We start from the raw sequence: 23,817 nt of genomic DNA on the forward strand, positions 1-23,817 counted from the left end.
CAACGCGGCCGGGTCACAATCGAGGCTCCGAGGTCGGATCAGCAGAGATCACGTGGACCATCGGGTTCAAAACCCCATCCCTGCTACGGAAAAGGAACTCAATTCATGCCTGTTACGTAACGACCCGAATCGCACCTGGGCGCCACTTGAAGAGCGTCTGGCAACCACGACAGACGAACGGCATCGGGTGGTACTGAAAGCGGTCATCGAACATATGAAGGCCGAGGCGGCAGCGGACCTCGACCGACTGATGGCAACCCTGAGCCCCACACCCGCGTACCACTTCTGGTCCAGGGGCAACGACGTCGGACCGAAAGGCACCGACGGTGTGCGAACGTTCTACTCGGCCTTCGTCGCGTCCCGGAGCAACGTCCTTGAGTACGCCCTCGACCGACTGGTTCTCGTGATCACTGCCTGGTGACCGAGGGGTTCCTGAAGCAGATCCATCCCGGCTCGTACGCGGCGCAGCTCGGATTCCCGGTCGACGACGAATCCGCCGACTACCTCATCGTCCACCGTCAGCTGCTGCTGTGGCCGGTCGACGGGAACGGATTGATTCAAGGCGAGGATTCCTACAGCACGGGACCGGCGAGCATCACGAAGCTGTCGCTCGAAGAACTCCCGCAGCAGTACATCGATCTCGTTCACAGTTCCGTCGGCTGACGCGGCCGAATCGGCACCGGTACCGGGACCGGGAATAAGCGGGGCGGCCAAGGTCGACGCCTGCGTGAGCGCTGACGTGACGTCATCTGCTCCGCCACTCTCCCGTCCCGGGCCGGCCCGCCCTCATCCGGGTGCACAGCGGGCCGGCCCGGGGGACGTCAGACACGGTGTACCACTTCTCCGCCGACCATGACGGTCTCGCACAGCATGCCCGGGATGTGCTCCGGGTCTCCCGAGAGGATTCCCATCATGAACGTCGTAGTCATTGGCGGCACCGGACTCATCGGCTCAAAGCTGGTCGCCAAGCTGGACGAGCACGGCCACCAGGCAGTACCGGCCGCGCCCAGCACCGGCGTCAACACGCTGACCGGGAAGGGCCTCGCCGAAGTCCTCAAGGCACCCAGGCGGTGGCGGACGTGTCCGACTCCCCCTCGTTCGCGTACGACGGCGGCATGGAGCTCTTCCGTACCTCGACCGCAAATCTCCTCAAGGTGGAGGCCGAGGTCGTCGTGACCCACCACGTCGCCCTGTCGGTGGTCGGCACCGAGCGCCTCCAGGAGAGCGGGTACTTCCGTGCGAAGCAGGCACAGGAGGGGCTGATCAAGGCGTCCGGGATTCCGTACTCCATCGTCCACGCCACGCAGTTCTTCGAGTTCATGAACGGCATCGCCGCCGAGGCCACCGACGGCGACACCGTACGTCTGGCCCCGGTCGAGATCCAGCCCATCCACTCCGACGACGTGACCGCCGCGGTGGGCCGCACAGCTGTCGGCGCCCCCGTCAACGGGGTGGTGGATGTGGCGGGCCCTGGCACCTTCCGACTGACCGGAATCATCCGCAAGGGCCTCGCGGCGAAGAACGACCCGCGCACCGTCGTGACCGATCCGCACGCCACGTACTTCGGTACCGAACTGGAGGAGACCACGCTCCTTCCCGGCCCCGGCGCGCAGACCGCCGGCACCCACTTCAGCGACTGGCTCACCCCGCAGGCATGAGCTCCCGTGGCATGCCCCGACGCAGGGGCATGCCACTCTTCGACGTTCCGGCTCAGGAAGTCCCGGCCGCGACCACGGCGGCGGATGGTTCGGCGGGGCACTGCGGAATGACCGCGGCGAAGAGCGCAGCGGGCGGGCAACGCGGGAGCCCGGCGCCGGGAGAGAAACCCAACCGCAAGCACACTGCAAGGGATGACTGCGCCTTCGACACCACCGCTGCCCTGCGTCGGTGGTGTCGACATACGCGTCCACTTCCGCGACACGCATCGCGGTGACGTGGAAGCCGTGGTCCGTGGTGGGCACTGGCCGTGAGAACAGAGCCTTACGTAACATATTGTTACATGCATGCTACTTTGAGCGCATGAACGATCCTAGCCACACGCGTGCCTCGTGGCGCGCGGCTGCGCGGGTGGTGGTGGTCGGTCGGGTCGATGCCCTGGGTTTCCGTTGCCGCTACGGTCCCTGTTCTGCGCATCAGGTTCCCCCAGCACAGGGTGATGGTGGGACATACCGAGCCGGTCACGAGAGCCCGCACCGGTGGCCAGTGCCCCGGACCCGGACAGGAACGGCGGCGCGTCGCCACCAGTGCCTCTGACATGGAGTCCGACATGACCACACCCAGGGACCTGCTGATCGCCGCCTTGGACCTGACCTCCGACCGTCCCGTCGAACAGGGCGACCTCTCGCTGGCCCTCGCGGGAGCGGAACTCATCGACCTCGTCAACGCCGGCGCCGTCACCCTTGACGGCGACCGCATCGTGCCCGCCCCGCAGCGGGCCATGGACGATCGGCTGCTGGACGCGGCCGCGTCGTCGCTCGACCAGGAGGCGCCGTACGAGTCCGTCGAGGACTGGCTGTGGCGCCGAGGCCGTGGCCTGTCCGAGACCTATCGCGCCGCACTGGAGGCGGAAGGGACGATCACCCGGCAACGGCACCGCTGGATTCACCGCAGGTTCGACCGGACAGCGCCGGCCGACTCACCGTCCCGTCGCCACGCGGTCGAGCGCTGGACGTCCGGCGAGCCCGTCCTCGCGGGCTTCGCGGCTGCAGTGGGGGTCCACGACGAGCCGGCCGACGACTTCGGGGGGCCCAGTGCCGACGCACTCGTCACTGTGCTGGCCGCCGTCAACGAAGCAGTGACGGAACTCGCAGCCGTACGGCAACAGCGGCAGATCGAAGAGGCGGCCTTCGACAACATCTGGCGACAGCCATGACCGGGACGCCGGACGGTGAGTTCTTCGGTGCACGAGCACCAGGACCGTTCGGCTCGCAGCAGCCGTTCACCCGGCGAGGGCCTGGGACCAAGACCGGTCAGGCAGGGACCGGCTCCAGTCAGCGACCTCAGAGGTGAGACCAACCGCGAACCGACGAAGATCACCGTCTGGAATGGTCCGGGAAAGCCGCGGGCAGAGGAGCCGTAGACCATGCCTTGGAACTACTCGACGATCCGCGCGGAACTGCGTAACGGGGTCCTCTGGGCCACGATCGACAATCCCCCGATCAACCTGATCACGAACGGTTCGTAGCCGACCTGATCGCGTTGCTCGACGACACCGAGGCCCACGGCGGTGTGCGGGTGGTCGTCTTCCGCAGCGGGGACCGCGAATTGTTCATCTCGCACGTCGACCTTGAGCGCATCGCCGAGTACACGGCGATGGCGGCAACGTCCGGTGGGCCCGACGACAGCAGCCTCGGCACGCTGTTCCGCAGGCTCAGTGAGGCGCGCCCCGTGACGATCGCGGTCCTCGAAGGCCGGGCGCGCGGCGCCGGTGCGGAGTTGCTGTATGCGTGCGACATACGGTTCGCGTCCACCGAGCGTGCGGTGATCGGCCAGTCGGAGGTGGGCACAGGCGTCTTACCCGGCGCGGGCGCGGTGCAGCAACCAGTGCGGCTCGCCGGCCGCGGCCAGGCCATGCAGGTGATCCTGGGGTCCGAGGACCTCGACGCGCGCGAGGCCGAACGCATCGGCGTGGTCAACAAGGCTGTGCCGGACGAGGAGCTGGTCCCCTACGTCGAGCGCCTCGCCGAGCGCATCGCCGGATTCCCGGAGGCGGCCGTGCAGCCGGCCAAGCGCCGGATCAACGCGGCGGGCCTCCCGCCCAAGGAGGACGTCCAGGTCGACGCGGCCCAATTCCAGGTCCTGGCACGTGACCCTGCTAGCGCAGCCCGGGTCGGCGCCCTCATGCAGCGCGGGCTGCAGAAGCGTTCCCGCACCGAACTCGAGTACGGCGCGGTGCTCGGGGAGCTGTGAGCGTGATGAGACTGACGGGCCGCCGATCGCCAATTGGTCCGCGGCGTGGGCTCGGCACATGGCTCGGCAACGTCCGCAAACGCGCCGATCGCCGAACAGTGCCGCTCGGACCCGATGGTGTGCTGCCGGCAGCGGGACCGCGTCGTACGTCGTCGCATCAGGACCAACAAGACGCCTGGACGGCCGGGAGCAGTCCTGCGGGAGCAACGGCCAACCCGCAAACCGTGGGCTCACCCGCTGGGCCCGCCGGCTGGGGGAGCACGTATGCAGCAGCTCGCCGGGCCGTGAACCGCTGCCGCTCGTACGGTCGGGCAGGTGTGCCCTGACAGGACGTCGCTCATGGGCCGGTCCTGCGGTCACTTCGTACGTTCCGCGGGGCCAACCCACCCGCTGGACCAGAACATCCAGACCGCGGCCTCCGCCCGACCCGGCAGCGCGACGACCGCGTCCTCGCGGACCTGGTCAGGTCTATGGGTGGGTGAGCGTTCTGGTGATTTCCTGCTCCCCTTCACCCCTCATGACCGGCCCCCGACCTTCCTCAGGTCCAGGCCCGCCTTCCCGGAGTCCGGACCCGATTGTGGACCGAGGTCCGCGTGCAGGATTCGGAAGAACTTCTCGGCGTCCAGGCCGGTCGACTCCTGGGTCCATCCGTCGGCGAAGCACAGATCGACGCACCCGTACCGTTCGGCGTCCAGGACCAGCATGAAGAGGTTCCCGCCCGCGTCGAAGCAGAAGGGCAGCGCGCCGCGGGCGATCGCGTTGAAGCCGTGAACCCCCAGCGAGTTCGGGGCCCCCGCGGGAAACCACCCGCCGTTGCTCACCCGGTAGTACCGTCGGAACGATTGCGGCAGGGGCCGGCCCACGAACCGCTCGAAGGCGTCGAGTTCGTCATCCGTTACAGGTTGCTCCCCCTGTTCCAGTTCCATGGCCCCATTCTGCGACGGACCCCGGCTCCGGTCGCCGCGGCCCGTCCCCGAGGCGTTCGGCTTCTCCTTCATGGGCGGGATGACAGCCGCACGCCTCCCCGCCCACCGGCACGGCGGTTCCCCTCGGAGCCCCGGCACGCCGCGGGTTCACCTGGACTCATATCGGCAGGAGGGAGCTAGTGCCGTGACCGGCAACGTTTGCCCTGTTGTGATGTGACGCGCCGTCCGGGTGCTGTGGTGGACGGAGCGTGGGCGTCATTCTGTCCGGGTGGCAGAACGAGTGCGTGTCCGAGAGATCGATGACGATGACGGGCGGCGGCTGCTGCGGATTATCCGCAGAGGCACCGGGTCGGTGGTGACCTGGCGGCGGGCCCAGATGGTGCTGCTCTCCGCGCAGGGCATGCCGGTGGCGAAGATCGCCGAGGTGTCGTTCACCAGCGACGACCGGGTCCGGGACGTGATCCACAACTTCAACGCCGACGGCTTCGACTCTCTGTATCCGAAGTACGCCGGTGGTCGGCCGAAGACGTTCACGCTGCCGGAGCGCCGTGAGATCAAGAAGATCGCGAAGTCCAAGCCCACCGAGCACGACCTGCCGTTCTCGACCTGGAGCCTGTCCAAGCTGGCGGACTTCCTGGTCGCCGAGGGGGTGGTCGACGACATCAGCCACGAGGGCCTGCGCATCCTGCTCCGCGAGGAGGGAGTCTCCTTTCAACGCCTGAAGACCTGGAAGACCTCCCGTGATCCGGACTACGCGGCCAAGAAAGCGCGCGTCGAGCACCCGTACGCCATCGCCGACGGCGAGGTCATACCCGAGGACGGCGAACCCGAAGTCATCTTCTGCATGGACGAGTTCGGGCCGCTCAACCTGATGCCCCACCCGGGCCGGCAGTGGGCCGAACGCGGCGGCAAGCACAAGAGCCCCGACCGTGAACCACGCCGGCGGCGACGGGCGACCTACAACCGCTACGGCGGAGTGCGGCACCTGTTCGCCGCCCTGGACCTGGCCAAGGACAAGCTCTACGGCCACATCAAGCCGATCAAGAGGCGGACGCAGTTCCTCGAGTTCTGCCGCTACCTGCGCACTCTGTACCCGTCGACGGTGCGGATCGCGATCGTCTGCGACAACTTTTCCCCGCATCTGACCACGAAGAGGTGCCAACGGGTCGGCACCTGGGCCGCGGCTAACAACGTCGAGATCGCCTACACCCCGACGAACTCCTCATGGCTCAACCGGATCGAGGCCCAGTTCACGGCCCTGCGCTACTTCACCCTCGACGGCACCGACCATGCCGCCCACAAGGAACAGGGCAGCATGATCCGCCGCTACATCATCTGGCGAAACCGTCACGCCGACGACCAACGCCTACGCGCCGTCGTCAACAGGGCAAACGTTGCCTGATCCGGCACTAGAACGCCCAACGGCCATCGACCTGACACAAAGCCCTACCAGCTAGGAGCTCAGTAACCTAGGTTTCGTGATGCAGCGCGCCCGTGCCGAGGCGGACCAAACTGTGCCCGGCGCATCCATGTTCGTGCCAGCGGGGGCCGCTCCACGCCGAGTCTGACGATGGTGCGGCGGGCCGGCTCGGTCAGGCCCGGGCGGGAGCCGCCGTGTCCCTGCAGACCGAGGACGCCGTGGCCGTGAGCAGGACGACGACGGCCGCGGCGTCGGCCTCCACCCCGTTCGAATCGACGGCGCTCTACCCTCCGTGAACCGCGTTCCACCGTCTGATAGGAAGCTGACCTGCAAAGAAGCGGCGCGGTTCGGCGGGGTTTTCGATCGTCCACCGCATCCTGGCTGCTGGCCCAGCACGTCGGACGCCCGGCGCCACCGAGTGGGCAGGACCCTGACCTGCGTGTGAAAATTGGGTACTGGATCACAGTTCGGTGTACGAGGCCCGCCCGTCGCTGGATTAGGGAGCGGGCGCATCACCTGACGTCCCTCCTACTGATCCCATCGACACGCTGGGAGGCTCTCTATGAGCGAACGTCTCAATGCGTGGCCGACGCTGGTCTATGAGGACCTGGCGCCCATGGTTGACTACGTGAACCGGGTGGTACAGGTCGCAGGCAAGTACACCCTCGACGAGCCCTTCGAAGTCGGCTGGGGAAACATCGTCCTCGGTGTCACCCCCCGGGGGCTCAGTACGCCAACCCTTCGGCAGCGAGGCGTGACCTTCACAGTGCACTACAACCTGCTCGACGGTGGCGTGGTCATCGAGGCCGACAACGGCTCGCGGACGGTGCCAATGACCAAGGGATCAGTCGCCACGTTCTATGCGTCCTTCTGCGATGCGGCAGACGAGCTCGGCATACACCGACCGCGCAGCTCGTTGATCTGCGAGATTCCGGATGCCCCGGCGCGCTTTGAGGACGATGACGTCGAACGCACCTGGGACGGCCACGCGGCCCGGCTGATCTGGACAGCGTTGAACCTCGCCGCTGACGGGCTCGAGGCGTGGCAGGCCCCCTTCCTGGGACACCGCCCCCGGGTCGGTGTGATGTGGGGCGGCTTCGACCTGTCCGCCACGCGCTACCGCGCGCGGCACACAGTGCCGCCGCCCCACCAGCCGCCGTTCATGCAGAACGCCCAGCTCGACGCCTACGTGTCGGTGGGATTCTCCTTCGGAGATGCCAAGGCGCCGAACGTGGGCATGTACGCATACATCTGGCCCCAGCCGGACGGTCTCGAGGGCCGGTCCTGGGGTGTCGAGGGCGCCGCCTGGCATCCCGACGCTGGTCTGGTGCGTCTGCCTTGGGCCAAGCTCAGGGAGACAGCGGACCCGCACCAGGCCATTGTGGCGTTCGGTGACGCCGTCTACCATGCCGCCGTCGAGACGGCAGGATGGCCGTCCGACCTCGTCGGACCTCGCGTCGAGGGTTGGTACATGAGCAGGACACCGCCCGCGCTCGTCCAGCACCAGCACGGCTGACTCAGGTCAAGATTCCCGACCCGGAAGACTAGGAGCCTGTCTCAGCAACGGGCAACCCGCCCGCGTCTCGTGATCTTTCGTACGGGATGATCCCGGTATGCGTGGTGAGGATGGGCTGTTCGAGATCGAGCCGGTCGAGGCGAAACGACGGCAGGACCGTCCGGCGGCGGTGGACAGGCCCTTCGGAGCGTTCGACCCGCACCAGGTCCTGCTGTTGCCACCTTCGCTGGACGACTGGCTGATTCAGGACCAACTCGCCAGGTTCGTCACGGACCTGGTCGACGAGGTTCTCGACCTCTCCCCACTCCTTGCCGACTACACCGAAAGGCGCGGCCACCCGCCCCACGACCCCAGGCTGATGCTGCGACTGCTGATCTACGGCTACACCACCGGCATCCGCTCCTCCCGGGCGATCGAGCGCAAGTGCGTCGAGGACGTCGCGTTCCGATTCCTGGCCGCCGACCAAGCCCCGGACTTCCGCTCGATCGCCCGCTGTCGCCGCCGCCACCTTAACGCGCTCGCCGATCTGTTCACCCGGTCACTGCACCTCGCACAGAAACCGGGCGTGGTCAAGATGGGCCGCGTTGCCCCGGACGGCGCCAAGTTGGAGGCCAACGCCTACAAGCACAAGGCGATGAGCGACGGCCGTCGTCGACAGGGAGGAGCGGATCGAGGCCGGGATCGCCCTCCTGGAGGTGAAGGCCGCCGCCCTGCTCGCCGATGCCACCGACACCGACGAGGACTCCAGGTTCGGCGTCGACGGCAGGACACCGACCTGCCCACCGAACTCGACCGCCGAGAGAAGCGCCTGGCCAGGCTGCAAGCCGCACGCGCCCAAATTGAGGCCGAGGCCGCCGAGAAAGCGCGCCTCCACGCCGAGGACAAAGAACGCCGCACCCAGCAGCGCACATGCATCACAACAACGAACAAGCCGTCACCGACGCCGGCGAGCAGGCCGCCAACAAGGCACGCCCGAAGCAGAAGGCCCAGGCCAACTTCACTGACCCCGACTCGCGGATCATGAAGAACAGCGACGATGCCTACATACAGGCATACAACGCTCAGGCCGTCGTCGACGAGGCCCACCAGATCATCACCGCCACCGACGTGACGACCATCGCCTCCGACACCCTGAACTACACCACCACGCTCGACCAGTCCGCCGCCAATACCGGCACCCCTCCCAAGCAGGTACTCGTCGACGCTGGCTACTGCTCCGAGACCAACCTCGAAGCAGTACGGGACCGCCAACTCGCCTGCAGAACCGACACGTTCATGGCCACGGGCCGACTCGCCCACGACGAGCAGGTCCCACCCGCACCCCGCGGACGCATCCCCCAAGGACGCGACGTCGAAGGACGGATGGCCCGCAAACTGCGGACCAAACCGGGCAAGGCCGCCTACAGTCGCCGCAAGGCCATCGTCGAACCCGTCTTCGGCCAGATCATGACCTGCCAGCACGGCCGCCAGCTCCTCCTCCGGGGCAAAGACGGCGCCCGCGCGGAGTAGCGCCTGCTCGCCGGCTACCACAACTCCGCAAGATCTTCCGACACGTCGGAACCGCCGGACTCGCCGCTCTGGCCGGCTGACCGGCCGGGCCTCCCCGGTCACATCACAGGCCCCACCCGCCGGAAACCTGACGGGCAGGACCCGCCAGAGCCTCACAGATGCCGAGGGGACGGCCGCGACCGATACATCGAGCAGACCCGCTCACTCGGTACTGAGACACGCTCCTAGTAGTGCTTGGTCATGTTGGTGCGGGGTCTGGCATGTTGCGGTGACAGGTGGGGCAGGCGCCGGTCCAGATCGCGAGGAGTATCTGCAGCTCGTGGACGACTCGGTAGAGGCTCAGGCCGACGCCGTCTCTTTTGGGGATCGGCTCAGTCGCTGCAGGGTGCAGAAGGCGTGGGCGACCGAGACGAGGGTGACGTGGTGGTGCCAGCCTGGCCAGGTTCGGCCTTCGAAGTGGGCCAGGCCCAGGGCCTGTTTCATCTCGCGGTAGTCGTTCTCGATGCGCCAGCGGAGCTTCGCGGTGCGCACGAGGACGGGCAACGGGGTGGTTGCGGGCAGGTTGGAGAGCCAGAACTGCACGGGCTCGTCCTGGTCGGCGGGCCATTCGGCCAGCAACCAGCGGACCGGAAGCTCGGTGGCGGCCGTGGCCTTGCGGATCTCGCGTCCGGCGGGCCGGATCCGCAGGGCCACGAAGCGCGAGTACATGCGTTTGTGCCCGCTGCGGCCACTGCCCGGCCGTGATCCCTCCCTCCACTGCACCGGCCGCGCGGAAGACTTTCCGGCCGCGATGACCAGGCTCTTCACCCTCCGGGCCGGCTCGGGGTAGGCAGGAACCGGCCGTCTGCCCCGGCCTGTGCAGGCCGGGGCAGACGGCTGTGCGTCCTCGGGCTGTGCGGTGGTCGAGGTCGAGATGCCCACCACGTAATCGAGACCGCGTTCTTCCAGGCCGAGCCGGAAGGCGGCGGTGTCACCATAGCCGCCGTCGGCGATGACCTGGGGCACCTCGATGCCCCAGGACCGCGTCTCGTCGATCATGTCGAGGGCCAGCTGCCACTTCTCGACATGGCCCACCTGGGCAGGGATGGCGCACTTGCCACGGCGGGCCACTTTGGCCTGATCGGCCTTCGGCGAGGCGGGATCCCAGCTCCCGGGCAGGAACAGACGCCAGTTCACCGCCGCCGAGGCGCCGTTGGAAGCCAGGTGCAGCGACACCCCGGCCTGGCAGTTGGTGACCTTGCCCGCAGTGCCGGTGTACTGCCGGGTCACACACGCCGACGCATCCCCGTCCTTGAGGAACCCGGTGTCATCGATGATCAACGCGGTGGGCTTGACGACCGGCTGCATACGCCAGGCCAGACGGGCCCGCACATGCGCCGCATCCCACGGGCTGGAGGTGATGAAGTGGGCCAGCGCCTGCCGGTTCCCGTCTTCGCCCAGGCGGGCGGCCATCGGTTCCACCGACTTGCGCCCGCCGTCCAGCAGCAGGCCCCGCAGATAGACCCCACCCCACCGACGCTGATCCGCTCGCGCGAACGGCTCGAACATCTCCGCCGCGAAGTCCTCCAGATCACACCGGACCGCAGCCAACTCCCCACTCAGCACGTCCTGTCAACGACACGACCCATCAAGAAGACACGCCATCGCAGACCGCACATGACCAAGCACTACTAGCCTCTGCGGCTCGTAGCTGAGGCAAAGCCCAGCCAGGTGTGGCGGTTGCCCCACCAACACCAGCCGACCTTCGGGGCGTTGCGTCGCTCGCGGCCGTCTCGCCCTGTGCCGTTGCTGATCCAGATCGCCGGGGTGCGGGCGTCCAGGGTGCCGTTGGCCTTGCGCAGCCGGGAGCCGATGGTCATGAAACAGCGGTTGCGCTCAAGGGCCGCCGGCTGCTGGAGCACCCAATGAATGCCTTCGGTGAGCAGCAGCGGGGTGCGGTCCGCCTTGGTGAGAGCGGGCAGTGCCTCGTCGGGGCTCCAATTGGCCATGTGGTCACCGCGGTCGAGGTCGGCGATGAGGTAGAGAGGAGCGTCGGGCGGCTCGGCGGCGCAGGGGGCGAACCGGTCGACGTCGGGCATGTCGGTGACGATGAAGCCGGGCTTGCCGTCACGGCGGAGCAGCGGTGCCAGGGCAGACGCGGGGGCGCGGTCCGGGTGGACGGCGAGGAGGGCGCCGCCGTCTCCGCGGCCGGCGTTTTCGGCGAAGGTGCGCAGGTCGTCGGCGGGTAGCCGCGCAAGCTCGTGCACCCCGAGCTCGATCAGGCGTTCTGCCTGGGTGGCGAGCGGCGGGAGAGAGGACGCGGAGACGGTGGACGAGGTGTCGGACAAGGCGCTCCTTCGGTTCACGTTCGGGGCAGTGGTCCTGAGGTCAGAACGAGACGACCCACCGGAGTGTTCCCTGCGCGGCGGTGCCGCGACAGGCGAAGCCCTCGGAATCGTGTAACGCAACTTCATTGGCCTGGTGAATCCCAGCGCCTCGGTGCGGTCGAGGGCCAACGAGTCCGCGGTCTCCGCCTTCGAGCGTCATCGTCTCCGGCCCCCTTGACCACCCGCGCCACGGTACCCCCGGGCCCGACTGGATCCGCGGTGGGTGCTGTTGCCGTGCTTCCAGGTCTCGGCGGCTCACCATGACGAACTCCCCTGGCCATGACCATTGATCTGACGTATCGTCAGCTTTCGTGCAAGCCCCCGCTGAGCCCCGCCGGAGGCCCTCGTGCCCGAACGCCCCGTAGCCCTCGACGAATACCCCGTGCACCAAGCGCCGCTCTCCATGCGGTACATCGCCACCAGCGACCGCAACGCCTACGACCGCTGCATCTTCCACGTCTTCGACCACGCCGGCCGCGCCCTGCTCGTCCTGGGCCTGGGCGTCTACCCCAACACCGGCGTGATCGACGCCTTCGCCACGCTTCGTCTGGGCGACGAACTCCTCGCCGTCCGCGCCTCCGACGCCCTCTCCGATGACCGGATGCGGATGGAGGTCGGCCCGCTCCGCATCACCGTCGACGAGCCGCTGAAGCGCTTCACGCTGCACTGCGCCGCCGACCCGGCCGACCCCGACGGCCTGTCGTACGATCTCAGCTGGCAGGGGGCCTTCGAGCCTCTGTGGGAGCCACATCACACGATGCGCCGCGGCAACCGCCTCACTCTGGAAGGCCGCCGCTTCGTTCAGGCCGGCACGGTGACCGGCGTGATCCGCGCGAAGGGCGAGGAGTTCACCGTCACCGCCGACGAGTGGACCGGCACACGCGACCGTAGTTGGGGCGTGCGGCCCATCCCCGGCGAGAACGGCGGACGCGCGGGGCAGGAGCACGTCCCGGAGGGCTTCCACTGGCTGTGGTGCCCCGTCCGGTTCGACGACCGGTTCCTGATGGTGATCGTCCAGGAGGAGCCCGACGGCTACCGCACCCTCAGCGACGCCGTCGAGGTACGCGGCGGCCGCCCCGACACCCAACTGGGCTGGCCTCAGCCGGACATCACGTACCGCTCCGGTACCCGCCACCCCGAGCGCGCGGTCATTCATCTCGCCGACCGCAATCGCAAGGACATCGAGCTCACTGCGGAGATCCTCATTTCCTCCCCGCTGGCCGTCGGCGCAGGCTACCCACCCGCTGACGACTGGAGCCACGGGACGTGGCACGGCCGCGACTGGATCGACCGACGGAGCTATGACCTCGCCCACCTGTCTGCGCACCCCATGGCCGTATTCGGCGTCACTGAACACGCCGCCCGCTTCACCCTCGACGGCGCCACCGGCTACGGGATCTTCGAGCACGGCACGTTCGGCCGCCACGACCCGAGCGGCTTCACCGGCTACGACTCGGTGGCACCCTGATGTACGGAGAACTCGTATGGCTGCAAACCCCGAAGCACCCCGGATCCGGCGTACCACCCGCGACCCGGAGGAACTCGCCCGCCGGCTCGCAGCCTGGCTGACCGCCGTCCACCCCGGAGCCCGCCCGACGGCCGTCACCGTGCCGGACTCCAACGGCATGTCGAGCGAGACCCTGCTCTTCGACATCGAGCAGGACGATGCCGTCGCGCCGCCCCCCGTCCGCCGCTGCGTCCTGCGCCTGGCCGCGGACCCGAACGCGTACACCGTCTTCCCCGCCTACGACATGACCCGCCAGTACAAGGTGATGCGCCTCGTCGCCGCGCACACCGACCTGCCGGTGCCCGCCGTGCACTGGCTGGAGACCGACCCCGCCCACCTCGGCGCGGAGTTCTTCGTGATGGAGCGCGTCGAGGGGCGTGTGCCGCCGGACGTCATGCCGTACACCTACGAGGGCAATTGGCTGCACGCCGCCACGGACGCCGAGCGCGAACAGCTGGAGCACGCCAGTGTCTCCATCCTGGCGCGACTGCATGACCAGGTGTCGGAGGCGGGATTCCTCGCAGGGCGGGGAAGCGGCAGCCCGTTGCGGCGGCATGTAGAAGACCTGCAGACGTACTACGGCTGGGTCGTAGACGGCCGTCCGCACTCACCCGTCATCGAGGCCGCCTTCGCCCGGCTGGAGGAGCTGTGGCCGGCCGACGAGGGCGAGACCGTGGTGAGCTGGGGCGACGCGCGAATCGGCAACATCATCTATGACGGCTTCGAGCCCACCGCCGTCCTCGACTGGGAGATGGCCGCCCTCGGACCACGGGAGCTGGACCTCGCGTGGGCGATCTACCTGCACCGTTTCTTCCATGACCTCACAGTCACACTGGGGCAGGAGGGACTGCCGGGGTTCTTCCAACGGGCCGCCGTGGAGGAGCGGTACGCGAAGCTCACCGGGTACACACCGCGGGACATGGACTTCCACACGCTCTACGCCTGCCTTCGGCACGCGATCGTGATGCTGCGGGTCGGCTACCGGCAGATCCACTTCGGCGAGGTCGCAGCGCCGGCCGCCACCGATGACCTGGTCATGAACCGGGCGGCGCTGGAGGCCATGACGGAGGGCCGCTACTGGTAGTGGGCATCATTCAGTGCCCAGGCGCGCTGGATACCTTGCCCAGGCGCACTGGTTACCCTCGCGGTATGAAAATCACGGTGGGAGGCCTCGCCGCCGGCGTGGGCTTCGGGGCAGCCACCTCACTCGTCAACGCGCTTTCGTCGCCATATGTGGAGCTCGGAATGCCTCTCACGGGCACCGTCTGAGCCAAGGCTGTCAAGGTGCTCAACCTGCTGGTGGACGCAGGCTGGTCCTGGGCCGCGCTGGCGGTGGCGATGGGCTGGCTGGCCGGTACATGGGTCCGGGGTGCGCTGGTCGGGGCCCTGGCGCTGGTCGCTGCCACGGTGGCGTACTACGTGACGGATTCCTTCGTCTCGGGGGCCGACACGGATATGGTCAGCTGGTTGGTGGTGGGTGTGCCGTTCGGGCTGGTCCTTGGTGTGGTGGGTGCGGCCAACAGGCAGCCTGGATCGGTCGGCTTGCTTGCAGCGTTGGTGGTTCCGGTGGGCGCTGCCGTACAGATGGTCGTGCTGCCGCCTCGGCCGCACCTCACCTTTACCCCGGCGATCGTTCTCGCCGAGGTCATCGTCCGGACGGCCGCTGTGCTCGGTGCCGGCTGCGCTGGCTGCCGTTTCCGGGCCGAGAGACAAGCGCGCTGGTGGTCTGGTCCCGGACGGCGAAGCGGACGGGTCATCTCGGCTCGGTGGTCGGGGGCTGTCATCAGGTGGCGGCAGGGGCGGAAGTGGGGGTGAGATGCCGCTGAACGCGGCCGGGGTTGCTGGGCTGCGCCGGCGGAGCAGCGAAGGCTTCTGCATCGGGCGGCGGAAGAAGCGTCTGGCGGCGGGATCGTCCCGGCGGCTCCGCAGGAGGAGTGCCCGGTGGCCGGCACCACGCCCCGTCACATTCACTTGTCCGGTGTGCCTGTCTTCCCTCGCCCGCCCCCTGCTCTTTTGCTCCCCTGCTCGAACGACCCTGTCGAACGGCATTGTCAGTGGCGCGCGGTAGCTTCGGAACTGTTCGAGATCACGGGCGAGAGGGGTGAATTCGTGGGTGTCAGGCATGCGTTGAGCGTCGTCCTGGTCGACGTCAACGACGAGGTGGTGACGGCCTGGCGGTCCGCGTTCGCGGACACGCCGGAGGTCGGGATCAGGCGAGGGTCCCTTCTTGATGTGGACGCCGACGCCTGGGTATCCCCCACCAACGAGCGTGGCCGGATGGACGGTGGGGTCGACGCCGTCGTCAAGCGGTACCTCGGTGCGGGTATCCAGGTGCGCGTGCAGCGGGCGATCCGCGACCGGTTCGGCGGACGGCTGCCGGTGGGCAGCGCGGTGTGCGTCCCGTCCGGGGCGGACGTACCCCGGTACCTGATCTCGACGCCCACCATGCGCCAGTCGTCACAGAACGTCAGCGACACGATGAACGTGGCCCTCGCATGCGCGGCTGCCTTCCAGGCGGTACATCTGCAGAACCGGGCGAAGCCGGGCAGCATCCGGTCGGTGGCCCTCGTCGGGATGGGCGCGCAGACCGGTCAGGTGCCCGCGAAGGTATGCGCCAACCTGATGTGGACGGGCTACACCCTCTTCCACGACCACGGTTTCGCGGACTACGACGAGTTGCGGGCCGCCGTACTGGGGCAGCTCGACGACATCGAGGGAGCGGGGTCCGCACGGCGGGTCCGGATCAACGTGCCGCAGCGGCCTTCCTTTCGTCACTGACCCGAGTACCTCGCAGGCCGGTGCCGCCCAGGGCGCGGACACCGGCAACGACCCTGCCACATCTGATCAGCATGCCGGGTCGCCCTTGGAGGCGTCCGGTTCGAGTATCGGGAGTTGCACCCTCATGAGTGATGCCGACGTGACGGCCGCGGGCGATGCCGGATCCCCGGCCGGGGATCCGCTGGGACTGGCCGACCTGTTCACCGGTGGCGGCGAGCCGTGGCTGCCGCTGCTCGGACCGTTGATCGAGGCGCAGCCGGGAGCCGCCGACTTCATCGGCCCGAAGCGCAGCCCGGAGGTCGTTCCGGTGCGCGAGCTGACGTTCCAGGCGTTGAAGCCGCATCCGCCGGAGAAGTGGAAGGTGGTCGTCTTCGGACAGAACCCCTATCCGCGGGCGGAGAGCGCGACCGGCATCGCGATGTTCGACAACACCTTCAACGACTGGAAGGACAGCCAGTTCGGCCGGGTCGTAAGCATCCGCTGCCTCATAAAAGCGGCCGCGATGTGGAAGTACGGCATCGTCAAGAAGACCCCGATCGCCGATGTCCGCGCCCTGCTGAAGAAGGAGGGCACGGTTCAGCCGCCCGAGTGGTTCCAGGCGATGCTCACCCAGGGTGTGCTGCTGCTGAACGCGTCCCTCACGGCGAGCGCGGACGGGGCGATGGCGACCGATCGGCACACGTCGTTCTGGCGGCCCGTGGCCGAGCAGATCGTAGAGGAGATCCTCCGGGCGAAGCAGGACGCGGTGGAGGAGGACGACCGGGGGGTCGTGTTCGCCTGGTGGGGCGCGCACGCCCGGAGTCTGAAGAGGGTCGTCCAGCGGCTGGAGAAGAAGTACCCGGGGGTGCAGGTCCGTCACCTGGACCACGCCAATCCGGCCGCGCAGGGGGATCTGTTCTGCGAGGGCGACCACTTCGCCCAGGTGAACGACGCCTTGGCAGCGGTGGGGGCCGAGCCGGTCGACTGGCTGCCGCAGAAGGGCTGGGACCAGGGGACGGGCGGGGCCGGCGAGCCGGCGGACGGTGGTGTCGCGCAGCGGATGGGGGCGTTCATCGCGTCCACGATGGAGTTGCACCAGCTGTATCTGGAACGGCTCACCAGCGTCAAGGACGAGGGCCTCGTCCTGCCTCCCGTCACCGGGGTGTTCGACACGCCGCTGATGGACTTCCGGAAGGCCGTCGAGCCGGTCTCGCGGGTGCTCGCGTACCTGGACCGGCACATCGATCTGTCGAGCCGTTTCGGGGAGACGAAGGCCGCGGAGGCGCCGTCCGCGGGCGCCTTGTCGGCCGACGCGATCTCGGCCCTCTACCTGTACACGTGCGAGTCGGGCTTCTACCGCGAGATCAACGCCGTGCTGCGCTCGTCGGACCGCGAGCGCGTGGTGCCGTACCTCCCGTACCTGCGGTTGCTGTTCTCGGCGATGGAGGCGTTGCCGGCGCAGACGCGGCCGCTGTGGCGTGGTGTGGCGCTGGATCTGCGGTCCCAGTACCCGCTGGGGCGGACGGTGACGTGGTGGGGCGTGTCGTCGTGCACGTCCGAGCTGGGTGTGGCCCGCGCGTTCCTCGGTGGGCGTGGCCGGCGGACACTCTTCGAGGTGACACCCGCGCGGGCGGTGGGGATCCGGCGGTTCTCCGCGTTCACGGGTGAGGAGGAGTACATCCTCGCGCCGGGGACGCAGCTGAAGGTGACGGAGGTGAAGGCCGAGCGTGGGGGTCTGTGCACCGTACGGCTGACCGAGCTGGAGGGGGCCGGCCTGGTGTCGTGACGCCCCCGGCCCGGCATACTCCCGGGCTGCCGCTCTCGTTCGCGACGGACATGAACCTCGCCGACGCCGACTTCCTCGATATCCGGCGTGACATCGCGGCAGGCGGCGTGCTGCGCAGACGGTAGGGGTAACCGGAACAGGCCTGTGGGCCCGTACACGGTGGCGTACGGGCCCACAGGCGGAGTACCGCTTCCGGATGTGGCCGCGAAGCAGTACCCGATGGGCCGACGGCGTTCCACATCCCCGGAAGGGGGCACGGAGCGACTGACGGCTTGTCAGAACATGTGCGTCATGGGTCTGCATCCGTCGAACCCGTCCCTGCCCCGCACAGGTCACCGACGCCGGCGTGCTCCGCGACCTCACCACCCACGGCCTCTCACCGAAGGCGGGCACTGTCACGTCGGCAAATGGCGTAGGAGGAACTCACCCGGCGGGTGGGCCTGCATGTCCGACGGGTTCAGGAAGCGCGACAGCGCCGGGGACCGGGCTGAGAGAGGCCGACTGCTGCTTGCCCTCGGGGGTGCGCAGCACACCGAGCATCCGGCGCATGTCGTTCAATGCGGTGCAGCTCGTACGTTCGGTGAGCTGCACCGCGTCGTGCGCCTCCTGCGGTCCGACGTGCAGGACATGGTCGGCGACACCGGCCTTGACCGCGATCAGGCCCATGCTGTGGGTGACGACGTCGTGCAGTTCGCGGCCGACCCGCAGACGTTCCTCCGTGACGGCTCGCTGCGCGAGCTGCTCCACCGCTCGGATGGCGAACTCACATCTCTGCCGCGCGGCCCGTCCCAGCTGCCATGCACCGAGCAACGCGGTGAAGCCGAGCAGTAGCAGCCCCGGGTCGCCGCGCCACCAGTACGTGTCGCCCGCGTGCGTCAGCTCCGGCGGAACCGGCCAGGGACAGGGCCGCCAGCGCCGGTCCGGGCAGCCACCGCTGCCACCAACCGTGTGACGGCACCGTGAGGGCGACGATGTACATGGCGAACGCCGCCGCCAGGAACGGGTCCCAGGTGGCGTCCCGTGCTACGGCGACGACGGTCACCGCCAGCACGAACACGAGCACGGGCAACGGCCAGATCCGCCGTACGGCGACGGGCGCGCCGACCACCGCGATGAGGACGAGCCGCTCCCACGGCACCGGGGCCGGGGAGAGTGCCGTGGACGATGGCGCAACGGCCGTCGAGGCGGTCAGTAACAGTGTGGCCGCATAGACGAATACGAACGCGCAGTCCAGAGCGAGGTGTTGGCGTCGGATCAGCCGCCTGGCCGGGATCGGATGGTGGTCCGGGTCCACCTCAGTAGTAATTGCTCGCGCCTCTCGACCTATTCAGGCGCAGGGCCCGCCATCTCTGTCCGGCAGTTGAACCTGGCGCTCCTCCCAGGGGCGGAGACACAGGCTCCTGTGCTGGCCTCCTCCACCCGTGGGTGGAGGAGGCCAGTAGGTCCCGGGCCGGATGCGGCGGGGCCTGTCGTCCGGAACATCGCCGACGTGATCGAGGTGACCGACCTGGCCAAGCGCTACGGGCACACCACGGCGGTGGACGGGCTCAGCTTCCGGGTACGGCCCGGCCGGGTGACCGGTTTCCTGGGCCCCAACGGCGCCGGAAAGTCCACCACGATGGGCATGATGCTGGGCTTGGACCGGCCGTCCGCCGGCCAGGTGCGAATCGACGGCGCACCGTACCGACAGTTGCGCGATGCGCTGCGTCGGGTGGGCGCTCTGCTCGACACCGGGGCCGTGCACCCCGGCCGGACCGCACTGAACCATCTGCGGTGCCTGGCCCGGAGCAACCGGATCCTGGCACGCCGTGTGCATGAGGTGATCGAGCCGGCCGTGCTGGCGGGCGCCGCGCCGACGGATGGGGACGTTGTCGCTGGGTATGGCCCAACGGCTGGGAGTCGCTGCGGCGTTGCTCGGCGATCCGGCCGTCGTGGTGCTCGACGAGCTGGTCAACGGGATCGATCCGGAGGGCGTCCTGTGGATCCGGCGCCCTCACTGGGGCCTGACGGCCGAGGGGCGCACCGTCCTGATCTCCAGTCACCTGATGAGCGAGGCGGCACTCATCGTCGACCACCTGGTCCTGATCGGCCGCGGCCGGGGCGGCCATCGGTTTGCCTGCCCGGATCAGGGCATCGAACTGTTCGCCGACGGAACGGATCCGGTCGGCGAGGACGGCAGGGACGGCGCTCTTGGCGACGTCATCCGACGCCGGCGAGGTAGGCACAACAAGGGCAGCTGGGCCCGATAGCGGAAATGCTGATCGCGGGCGTCCCTGACCCTGCCGAAGCAGCATCAGCTTCCGACTGCTGCCCCTCCGCCCGACACTGGCAGTGCCTCTGCCCCTAGTAGGGCTTTGTTAGGTACCCCGATTGATCATCTCCAGATAGGTTGTGATGTTCTTTCAGGTGTGACGCCCGAGGAGATGGACACGGTCCGCACACGCTTGGAGGCGTTCGCGGCGGAGATGCTCGGTTCTCTGGCCCGGCGGGATCAGCGAGCCAAGGGCGAGCTGTACCTGCGCGGGCTGATGCTGGACGGCAAGCGCAAGTCGATGCAGCCGATGGCCGAGCGCCTGGGCGTGGACCACCAGCAGCTCCAGCAGTTCGTGGCCTCCTCGACCTGGGACTGGGCCAAGGTCCGTGAGCGGCTGGCTCGTTGGGCTGCCGCTCACATCTCGCCGGAGGCGTACGCGATCGACGATGTGGGCTTTCCCAAGGACGGCTACGACTCACCGGGTGTGGCGCGGATGTACTGCGGTGCGCTGGGAAAGCGCGGCAACTGCCAGATCGGCGTCAGCGTCAATCTGGTCAGCGACCACGCTTCCTCGGCGGTCAACTGGCGCCTGTTTCTGCCCGAGAGCTGGGACGACACCAAGAACACCGGCGATGCGCTGCTGACCGGGGCGATCCAGCGCCGACGCGCCAAGGCGGCCATCCCCGACAGCGAGCGGCACAGGGAGAAGTGGCGCCTGGCCCTGGACATGCTCGACGAGGTCCGCGAGGGCTGGGAACTTCCTGACCTGCCGGTGGTCGCCGACGCCGGATACGGCGACGCGACCGGCTTCCGCGAGGGCCTGACCGAGCGCGACCTGGCCTACGCCGTCGCGGTCAAGGGCACCACCACCGCCTACCCGGGCGACGCCGTCCCCGAGCGCCCGCCCTACAGCGGCCAGGGCCGCCCGCCCGGACCGGCCTACCCCGGTCAGCACAGCACTCTGCGCCAACTCGTCCTGGACACAGGGCGATCGGCGGCACGAACCGTGACCTGGCGCCAGGGAAGCAAGACCACGAAGCACAATCCCCGCGCCGAGATGCGCTCGCGGTTCCTGGCACTGCGGGTCCGACCCGCAAACCGGACGATCCGCCGCGCCGTCGACGGCTCCCTGCCCGAGTGCTGGCTGCTGGCCGAATGGCCGCCCGGCGCCGCCGAGCCCACCGACTACTGGCTCTCCACCCTGCCTGCCGAGACCCCGCTGCGCGAACTGGTCCGCATCGCCAAGATCCGCTGGCGCGTTGAACACGACTACCGCGAGCTCAAGGACGGTCTGGGCCTGGACCACTTCGAGGGCCGCAACTTCCCCGGCTGGCACCGCCACGTCACCCTCGCCTCCCTCGCCCAGGCGTTCTGCACCATGCTCAGGCTCGACCCAAAAGCGCCTGCGCCGGCCTGACCCTCTACGCGGTCCTCCGCGCGCTTCAGGCCCTCCTGGCCACCTGGACCGGCGCCTGCTCGATATGCGGCCAACCCGCACCAACACCAGAACCACACCACAGGACCTAACAAAGCCCTACTAGGTTCTCGACGGACTCACGCACTCACTCGCTCAGGATTCACCGCGAAGTTCTGCTCGCTTGCGGGGCGCCAGTGGCTCGTGGGGCGCTGATCCAATATTCTCGGCTTCGGGTCTACGTCTGCTCGGTGGACTGTTGTGCGGCCTCGCGGGCGCCGGCGCTGACCAGTCCTGTCTCGTAGGCGACGATGACGGCCTGGACACGGTCGCGGAGTCCGAGCTTGGCGAGGATACGGGCCACGTGCGTCTTGACGGTCGCCTCGGCGAGGTGGAGGCGGGTGGCGAGTTCGGCGTTGCTCAGTCCTCGGGCCAGCAGGCCGAAGACCTCCAGTTCGCGCGGGGTGAGTGAGGCGAGGTCGCGGTGGAGGGCGGCGGTGTCACTGCCGCGCTGAGTGAACCGTTGCACGAGGCGGCGGGTGATGGTGGGCGCGAGGAGAGCGTCGCCGGCGCGGACCGTGCGAACAGCGGCGGTCAGTTGCTCGGGGGTGACATCCTTCAGGAGGAAGCCGCTGGCCCCGGCGGACAACGCCGCGTAGACGTACCGGTCGAGGGCGAAGGTGGTCAGGATGATCACGCGGGGTTCGTCAGTGGCGTCGGTGAGGATGCGGCGGGTGGCTTCCAGGCCGTCCATCTCGGGCATCCGGATATCCGTCAGGACCACGTCGGGACGTGTGCGGCGGACCGCTTCGACCGCTTCGGTTCCGTTGGTCGCCTCGGCAACGACGTCGAAGCCGGCGGCGCCGAGGATCAACCGGAATCCCGTACGGACCAGCGTCTGATCGTCGGCGAGGAGCACACGCAGCGGATCGGTCACAGTGTCTCCAAGGGGAGCAGGGCCTCCACACGGTAACCGCCGGTCAGGCGTCGGCCGGTGTTCAGGGTTCCGTCGTAGACAGCGAGACGCTCGCGGAGGCCGATCAGGCCCTGGCCGCTTCCGGCGTTCGCACTCTCGCCCGGGTGTCCCCCGGCGTCGGTGACTTCCACCCGGAGCTGTTCCGGGCGGTACTCGACGGTCACGGCGGCGGTGGCGCCGGAAGCGTGCTTCACGGTGTTGGTGAGGGCTTCCTGGACGACGCGGTAGGCGGCAAGTTCGAGGCCGGGCGGGAGGGAACGGGGCGGGCCGGTCACGGTCAGGTCGACGGGCAGTCCGGTGTCCCGGACCCGTCCGACCAGCGTCTCCAGCTGATCCAGGCCGGGCTGCGGGGTCAGCTCCGCCGCCGTGCCCGCCAGGTCTGCGCCTGTGTCCGGTTCCTCGTCCTCGTCGGCCATGGTGAGCAGTCCCATGACGTGGCGTAGCTCGATCATGGCCGCCCGGCCGCCCGCTTCGACGGCGAGCAGCGCCTCGGCGGCCTGCTCGGGTGAGGTTTTCATGATCGTTCGGGCGGCGCCCGCCTGGATGACCATCACGCTGACGTTGTGCGTGACGACGTCGTGCAGTTCGCGGGCGATCCTGGCCCGTTCGTGCTCGACGGCCCGGCGCAGCGCCTCAGTCTGTTCGTGTTCCAGGGCGGTGAGCCGGCTGCGGCCCTCGTCGGTTCGGAGTTTCCAGGTACGCAGGCCGACGGCGGCAACGGCCATCGGGGCCAGGATCAGCAAAGCGATGTACTCGTTGGGGACGATCGGTGTCACCGAGTTCCCCGCGGTGCCGACCAGGACGGTCGACACCGGCAGCGCCGCCAGGGTCGCCGCCCTGTACGGGCTGTAAACGGCGGCGCTGTAGACGGCGATGACGAACGCGTAGAAGGTCAGCCGCAGGACGCTTTGCGGTGTCGCCAGTGTCGCGGCGGTCACGATGCACAGCACGGCGAGCGGGTAGCGGCGGCGCAGTGCCAGGGCACCCGAGGCGATGCTCGCGAGGGTCACCATGAAGGCCATGCCGCCGAGGCCGGACAGGCGAGGCACGACGCGCTCCACGCCGGGTGCGATCTCGCGCACCACGATGTTGCCGGCGTTGTCGATGCCGTAGTAGATGGTGGTGATTCCAAGTGCCAGTGCCACCAGCACGTCGAACTGCCAGGCGCGCCGGGTGGGGCGCAGCGGTGGACCGCTCGGAAGCCTGGCGTCGCGGAGAGTGCGGCGGGCGAGATCCCGCAGCTGCTCCACCTCGGTGCGTACGTTCATCACCGGTTCATTGTCGCCGCGGCGTGGACCCGCGGAGTCCGTCCTGGTGGTCATTGCCACAGCCCCGGATACATCACCTGCCTACATCGCAGGGACGACGCTTTTGCGGGCTCATCCCGACGTGGTACCGCAATGGGTTCGGGCGGGCGACGCGTGCAAGCCCGGCTCGCTCTTAGCGTTCACGCAGCCAACTTCCCGTATCCAAGGAG

The 23,817-nt window shown here is 68.6% G+C and carries 20 protein-coding genes and 3 pseudogenes; 16 read left to right on the forward strand and 7 right to left on the reverse strand.

Going from position 1 to position 23,817, the window contains the following annotated elements:
* Positions 1-52: 52 nt before the first annotated feature.
* The 5 genes and pseudogenes from OG842_RS01450 (at position 53) to OG842_RS01470 (ending at position 3,909) form a co-directional block, all read left to right on the forward strand.
* Positions 53-421: a hypothetical protein gene (locus OG842_RS01450; RefSeq protein ID WP_266726718.1), complete on the forward strand. Its 369-nt coding sequence runs from the start codon at positions 53-55 to the stop codon at positions 419-421.
* Positions 418-663, forward strand: a complete 246-nt coding sequence (locus tag OG842_RS01455; protein WP_266726719.1) for a hypothetical protein — start codon at positions 418-420, stop codon at positions 661-663. Before OG842_RS01450 ends, OG842_RS01455 begins: the two co-directional genes overlap by 4 nt.
* A 249-nt stretch (positions 664-912) precedes the next feature.
* Positions 913-1,658 (forward strand): annotated as a pseudogene (locus OG842_RS01460) (SDR family oxidoreductase).
* A gap of 608 nt (positions 1,659-2,266) precedes the next feature.
* Positions 2,267-2,872 carry a GOLPH3/VPS74 family protein gene (locus OG842_RS01465; protein ID WP_266726720.1) on the forward strand — a complete coding sequence of 202 codons (606 nt, stop codon included), beginning with the start codon at positions 2,267-2,269 and terminating at the stop codon, positions 2,870-2,872.
* Between the two features lie 326 nt (positions 2,873-3,198).
* A complete protein-coding gene (locus tag OG842_RS01470; protein ID WP_266726721.1) occupies positions 3,199-3,909 on the forward strand; it encodes an enoyl-CoA hydratase/isomerase family protein in 711 nt (236 codons plus the stop codon).
* Positions 3,910-4,424: 515 nt separating this feature from the next.
* On the opposite strand, the gene OG842_RS01475 is transcribed toward OG842_RS01470, so the two are convergent.
* Complete coding sequence (locus tag OG842_RS01475; protein ID WP_266726722.1) at positions 4,425-4,835, reverse strand: SMI1/KNR4 family protein; 411 nt, start codon at positions 4,833-4,835, stop codon at positions 4,425-4,427.
* A 268-nt stretch (positions 4,836-5,103) separates the two neighbouring features.
* Here OG842_RS01475 and OG842_RS01480 point away from each other — a divergent pair, with 268 nt between their 5' ends.
* From OG842_RS01480 to OG842_RS01490, 3 genes and pseudogenes are all read left to right on the forward strand, one after another.
* Positions 5,104-6,237, forward strand: coding sequence for an IS630 family transposase (locus OG842_RS01480; protein ID WP_266726723.1), 1,134 nt, complete (start codon positions 5,104-5,106; stop codon positions 6,235-6,237).
* A 580-nt stretch (positions 6,238-6,817) separates the two neighbouring features.
* Positions 6,818-7,771, forward strand: a complete 954-nt coding sequence (locus OG842_RS01485) for a DUF5996 family protein (protein WP_266726724.1) — start codon at positions 6,818-6,820, stop codon at positions 7,769-7,771.
* A 169-nt stretch (positions 7,772-7,940) separates the two neighbouring features.
* Positions 7,941-9,360: pseudogene (locus OG842_RS01490) on the forward strand (transposase).
* Positions 9,361-9,619: 259 nt separating this feature from the next.
* Here the strand turns inward: OG842_RS01490 and OG842_RS01495 are convergent.
* Both OG842_RS01495 and OG842_RS01500 read right to left on the reverse strand, forming a co-directional pair.
* The gene (locus OG842_RS01495) at positions 9,620-10,885 is read right to left on the reverse strand and encodes an IS701 family transposase (protein WP_443063954.1); all 1,266 of its coding nucleotides are present in this window, start codon (positions 10,883-10,885) and stop codon (positions 9,620-9,622) included.
* A gap of 65 nt (positions 10,886-10,950) precedes the next feature.
* Entirely contained in the window at positions 10,951-11,607 is a 657-nt protein-coding gene (locus tag OG842_RS01500) for a DUF5701 family protein (protein WP_266726725.1), read from the reverse strand.
* A gap of 385 nt (positions 11,608-11,992) precedes the next feature.
* On the opposite strand from OG842_RS01500, the gene OG842_RS01505 reads away from it, so the two are divergent.
* The 6 genes from OG842_RS01505 to OG842_RS01530 all read left to right on the forward strand — a co-directional run bounded on the left by OG842_RS01505 (position 11,993) and on the right by OG842_RS01530 (position 17,821).
* A complete protein-coding gene (locus tag OG842_RS01505) occupies positions 11,993-13,114 on the forward strand; it encodes a hypothetical protein (protein WP_266726726.1) in 1,122 nt (373 codons plus the stop codon).
* Positions 13,115-13,130: 16 nt separating this feature from the next.
* Entirely contained in the window at positions 13,131-14,237 is a 1,107-nt protein-coding gene (locus tag OG842_RS01510; RefSeq protein ID WP_266726727.1) for a phosphotransferase family protein, read from the forward strand.
* 200 nt (positions 14,238-14,437) lie between these two features.
* Positions 14,438-14,968 (forward strand): DUF6518 family protein, encoded by a 531-nt coding sequence (locus OG842_RS01515; protein WP_266726728.1) that lies wholly within the window; start codon positions 14,438-14,440, stop codon positions 14,966-14,968.
* Positions 14,969-15,262: 294 nt separating this feature from the next.
* Positions 15,263-15,931 (forward strand): macro domain-containing protein, encoded by a 669-nt coding sequence (locus OG842_RS01520; protein WP_259933035.1) that lies wholly within the window; start codon positions 15,263-15,265, stop codon positions 15,929-15,931.
* A 124-nt stretch (positions 15,932-16,055) separates the two neighbouring features.
* Complete coding sequence (locus OG842_RS01525; protein WP_266726729.1) at positions 16,056-17,696, forward strand: ADP-ribosyltransferase domain-containing protein; 1,641 nt, start codon at positions 16,056-16,058, stop codon at positions 17,694-17,696.
* Positions 17,693-17,821: a hypothetical protein gene (locus tag OG842_RS01530; protein WP_266726731.1), complete on the forward strand. Its 129-nt coding sequence runs from the start codon at positions 17,693-17,695 to the stop codon at positions 17,819-17,821. Before OG842_RS01525 ends, OG842_RS01530 begins: the two co-directional genes overlap by 4 nt.
* A 298-nt stretch (positions 17,822-18,119) precedes the next feature.
* On the opposite strand, the gene OG842_RS01535 is transcribed toward OG842_RS01530, so the two are convergent.
* Together OG842_RS01535 and OG842_RS01540 are read right to left on the reverse strand one after the other, a co-directional pair.
* Positions 18,120-18,443 carry a histidine kinase dimerization/phosphoacceptor domain-containing protein gene (locus OG842_RS01535; protein WP_266726733.1) on the reverse strand — a complete coding sequence of 108 codons (324 nt, stop codon included), beginning with the start codon at positions 18,441-18,443 and terminating at the stop codon, positions 18,120-18,122.
* Between the two features lie 16 nt (positions 18,444-18,459).
* A complete protein-coding gene (locus OG842_RS01540) occupies positions 18,460-18,990 on the reverse strand; it encodes a DUF7134 domain-containing protein (protein ID WP_266726735.1) in 531 nt (176 codons plus the stop codon).
* A 195-nt stretch (positions 18,991-19,185) separates the two neighbouring features.
* Here OG842_RS01540 and OG842_RS01545 point away from each other — a divergent pair.
* Both OG842_RS01545 and OG842_RS01550 read left to right on the forward strand, forming a co-directional pair.
* Positions 19,186-19,795 (forward strand): annotated as a pseudogene (locus tag OG842_RS01545) (ATP-binding cassette domain-containing protein); the annotation flags it as partial.
* A 309-nt stretch (positions 19,796-20,104) separates the two neighbouring features.
* Positions 20,105-21,367, forward strand: coding sequence for an IS701 family transposase (locus OG842_RS01550; RefSeq protein ID WP_443063949.1), 1,263 nt, complete (start codon positions 20,105-20,107; stop codon positions 21,365-21,367).
* A gap of 235 nt (positions 21,368-21,602) precedes the next feature.
* Here the strand turns inward: OG842_RS01550 and OG842_RS01555 are convergent, their stop codons facing one another.
* Positions 21,603-22,301 carry a response regulator gene (locus OG842_RS01555; RefSeq protein WP_266726736.1) on the reverse strand — a complete coding sequence of 233 codons (699 nt, stop codon included), beginning with the start codon at positions 22,299-22,301 and terminating at the stop codon, positions 21,603-21,605.
* On the reverse strand, positions 22,298-23,608 hold the full coding sequence (locus tag OG842_RS01560) for a sensor histidine kinase (RefSeq protein WP_266726738.1): 1,311 nt from the start codon (positions 23,606-23,608) through the stop codon (positions 22,298-22,300). Before OG842_RS01560 ends, OG842_RS01555 begins: the two co-directional genes overlap by 4 nt.
* Positions 23,609-23,817 lie beyond the last annotated feature (209 nt).

Source organism: Streptomyces sp. NBC_00376 (assembly GCF_036077095.1).
Lineage (GTDB): Bacteria > Actinomycetota > Actinomycetes > Streptomycetales > Streptomycetaceae > Streptomyces.

Coding starts and splice junctions, on each gene's coding strand:
- OG842_RS01465 (WP_266726720.1), top strand. CDS start 2,267: ATGACCACACCCAGGGACCTGCTGATCGCCGCCTTGGACCTGACCTCC.
- OG842_RS01475 (WP_266726722.1), bottom strand. CDS start 4,835: ATGGAACTGGAACAGGGGGAGCAACCTGTAACGGATGACGAACTCGAC.
- OG842_RS01485 (WP_266726724.1), top strand. CDS start 6,818: ATGAGCGAACGTCTCAATGCGTGGCCGACGCTGGTCTATGAGGACCTG.
- OG842_RS01510 (WP_266726727.1), top strand. CDS start 13,131: ATGGCTGCAAACCCCGAAGCACCCCGGATCCGGCGTACCACCCGCGAC.
- OG842_RS01525 (WP_266726729.1), top strand. CDS start 16,056: ATGAGTGATGCCGACGTGACGGCCGCGGGCGATGCCGGATCCCCGGCC.
- OG842_RS01560 (WP_266726738.1), bottom strand. CDS start 23,608: ATGAACGTACGCACCGAGGTGGAGCAGCTGCGGGATCTCGCCCGCCGC.